This is a genomic window from Moorena sp. SIO3H5 (assembly GCF_010692395.1).
Lineage (GTDB): Bacteria > Cyanobacteriota > Cyanobacteriia > Cyanobacteriales > Coleofasciculaceae > Moorena.
In genome coordinates this window covers 1-2767 of record NZ_JAAHHS010000652.1, presented here as the reverse complement: position 1 = coordinate 2767, position 2767 = coordinate 1, and the positions used below count along the sequence as shown (strand labels likewise).

General features: G+C 43.8%; 4 protein-coding genes. 3 read left to right on the top strand and 1 reads right to left on the bottom strand.

Annotated features, from left to right (window positions below):
* Together F6K52_RS35090 and F6K52_RS35085 are read left to right on the top strand one after the other, a co-directional pair.
* A partial coding sequence (locus F6K52_RS35090; RefSeq protein WP_293089621.1) for a sigma-70 family RNA polymerase sigma factor occupies positions 1 to 828 on the top strand: 828 nt, incomplete at its 5' end.
* A 5-nt stretch (positions 829 to 833) separates the two neighbouring features.
* Positions 834 to 1229, top strand: a complete 396-nt coding sequence (locus F6K52_RS35085) for a hypothetical protein (protein ID WP_293089618.1) — start codon at positions 834 to 836, stop codon at positions 1227 to 1229.
* Positions 1230 to 1682: 453 nt separating this feature from the next.
* Here the strand turns inward: F6K52_RS35085 and F6K52_RS35080 are convergent, their stop codons facing one another.
* The gene (locus F6K52_RS35080; protein WP_293089616.1) at positions 1683 to 1907 is read right to left on the bottom strand and encodes a hypothetical protein; all 225 of its coding nucleotides are present in this window, start codon (positions 1905 to 1907) and stop codon (positions 1683 to 1685) included.
* Positions 1908 to 2018: 111 nt separating this feature from the next.
* On the opposite strand from F6K52_RS35080, the gene F6K52_RS35075 reads away from it, so the two are divergent.
* Positions 2019 to 2702 carry a sigma-70 family RNA polymerase sigma factor gene (locus tag F6K52_RS35075; RefSeq protein ID WP_293089614.1) on the top strand — a complete coding sequence of 228 codons (684 nt, stop codon included), beginning with the start codon at positions 2019 to 2021 and terminating at the stop codon, positions 2700 to 2702.
* Positions 2703 to 2767 lie beyond the last annotated feature (65 nt).

Sequence of the window (2767 nt, the reverse complement as noted above, 5' to 3'; positions counted from 1 at the left end):
GCTTCCGGACTTGACTTTTGTGCTTCTACAGGACTTATGCAGGCAACAATCCAAAGTTCTCATGGCTTTAGGGGCGAAAATGCTGAAAACGATATCGCTTTTTGGGTCGAGCCCCTCCTGGAAAAACTCTCTGATGGAGATAGCAGTGCCTTTTGGCCGCTGTGGGAACACTATAAAGACTATCTTTACCATCGCTGCTTGAGCTGGATGGGGGGTAATCGCTCCCAAGCACAAGATGCTCTTTCTGAGATTATGCTGAAGGCTTGGGAAAAATTGCCCAAATTTGCAGCAAAGATTACTAATATCAAAGGATGGCTGACCAAATTTGCCCGTAACTTCTGTATAGACCGACATCGAGAAAACAAATCTGGGGCAATCGGATTAGAAAACCTCGAAGCTATGGCAGTGGAAGAGGGCTTGGGATTGGCTACCGAATTCGATACCCCAGATTTAGTTGTAGAAAAGAGCGAACTATTAGAAGTAATGCTTAGTGCTCTAGAGGATTTGCCGGAGAATCAGCATCAGGTATGTGTCTTGCGCTTTGAGCAGGAGTTGTCTCACCAAGAGATAGCTCAACGACTGGCAATTTCCAACGATAGCGTTCGTAAACGTATCCAACGAGCTAGGGCAAGACTGCAAAAGCGGTTAACTAAATATCTGGCAGGGTTAGATGAGAATGCTTACGGGGAGATCGCCAAATTGCAGGAGATTTGGGGATTAGAAGAGCAAAAGAGTAAGGAAGAAAAAGACGAAAAAAGCTATGTCACTCTCTCAAATAAAGAAATAGGAAAAGGGAGCAGGAGACAACTCAGAAGTTGGAGCATTTAAGGCTGATGGCAGTGTCAAACTCGGCTTCGGTCGAGGGATGCTCCAAGGATTTAGAGACAACAGGAAGGGAGATTAGGTCACCGGTAGAGCCAGCATTAGCAGTTGAGCCACTATCTGAAGTACCAAAAGTAATCCCAATTAATAAAGCACCCAGAAGTAGGGATACCAAAAGCCAGGAAATTTTAACCAGACCAAGAAGCTCCCAAGCATTACTCGCTTTGGCTGGACAATTACTGTTGCTAGGGAAAGGGAGCCAAAAAGCACCAATAGAAAAGGATCTTTCCCAATTTCCCATCCCGATTTTGGGGACAATTGTGTCTTGGTGGAGCACTCTCAAAACAAAAGTAGAGCCAAGCTGGCATCAGAGATTAGATCAAGGGGATAGAGGGCCGCCATTTTAAATTAAACTTGTCGTCACTGCGTGCCTCTCCCTAGAGGCTATATAGCTGGATATTAAATAGCGATCTATAAGAGGCTGGTGTGTTGTTTTCACGACCAGCTAATATTCCCATGACAACAGGCAGACAGTCATGGTTGGGAAAAGATGTTCCTTCCTAATCTCAATGAAGGGTCAAGGAAGGAGCCGTTTGTCCTATGAATTTATATATAGAGTTTTTATAAATGAGATGTAAACTAATTAGGGATTTTTTTATTGGACAATAAAACTCCGTATCTCTTTCCCCTCTTGGAGTTTGCCTCTTGTATGCATGGCTTTTCCGGCAATACCTGTGTTCACAACCCAGATATAAATGCTATCGATAGGTTTATCTATCACAAAGAGGAGATACAAGCCTTGGCAGTTTCAAAATCAAGCATAAAAATATTTTTGGTCACAAAATGAATCCGAAATCGTTCTAGAAATAGACATAACCAAAACGGAAGAAGAAAAGGATAGCGTCAAACCAGATTGTCCTGAACAAAGGTTCTTTACCTAAAGGATAGTCTGAAAACGGGCGTTGCTGATTCTTCGGATCAATAGGAGTAGAGTGGGCATCCTGCCCGCCCGAAAATATTGGTAACAGCCAAGATGCCTGTTCCAGGTTGCTGATTCTTCGGATCAATAGGAGTAGAGTGGGCATCCTGCCCGCCCGAAAATATTGGTAACAGCCAAGATGCCCATGCCACCTCACTCTTAAAATCATTCCATTATTAAGCAACGCCAAAATTTACTACAAGTTGATTATGATGTGATGTCAAATATTAAATTAGAAGCTACTTCTACTGCATTGAGCCAATCCCATCACTTTTCAGAGAAAGAGTTTTGGCAGCAATGGCAGCAATATCGAGACTATCTCTATCATCGCTGTCTCAGGTGGATGGGTGGAAACCCTACCAATGCTGAAGATGCCCTGAGTCGGGCGATGCTCAAGGCATGGGAGAAGGTGCAAAAATTTGCCGGAAAAATCGCTAATTTTAAGGCTTGGCTGACAAAGCTAACTCATAATCTCTGCGTGGATATTCATCGAGAACATTGTCGGAGGGGGAACCAGGTTGAGGATATAGAAGGGATTCCAGAGGAAAAAGGACTGGTTTCCTGTGACGATACCCCAGAAAGAGCTTTGGAAACAGACGAGAAAAAGATTGCGATCCGCCGTGCCATTGATAACTTACCTGCTCGGCTGCACCAGACGTTTATCTTGCATTTTTATCAAGAACTGTCTTATCGAGAGATAGCCCAACAGCAAGAAATTTCCTACCAGAATGTCTGCAAGCGCATCTCCCAGGCCCGGGCCATTCTGCGAGAGGAGTTGAGGGGATATTTTATTGGCGAGGATGAGACTGATAGGAAATTATCGGTTACGTCAACTAATGACTCCCGGTTCGCCCATTTTTTCGGGAGTTATAAGAAAGGCTACTCAGGAGTAAAAGATTGACCATCAAGTTGAGTATAAATAGTAGTTGAAAACCCAAGTAGAACAAGAAGACGCTGCTGTAAAGG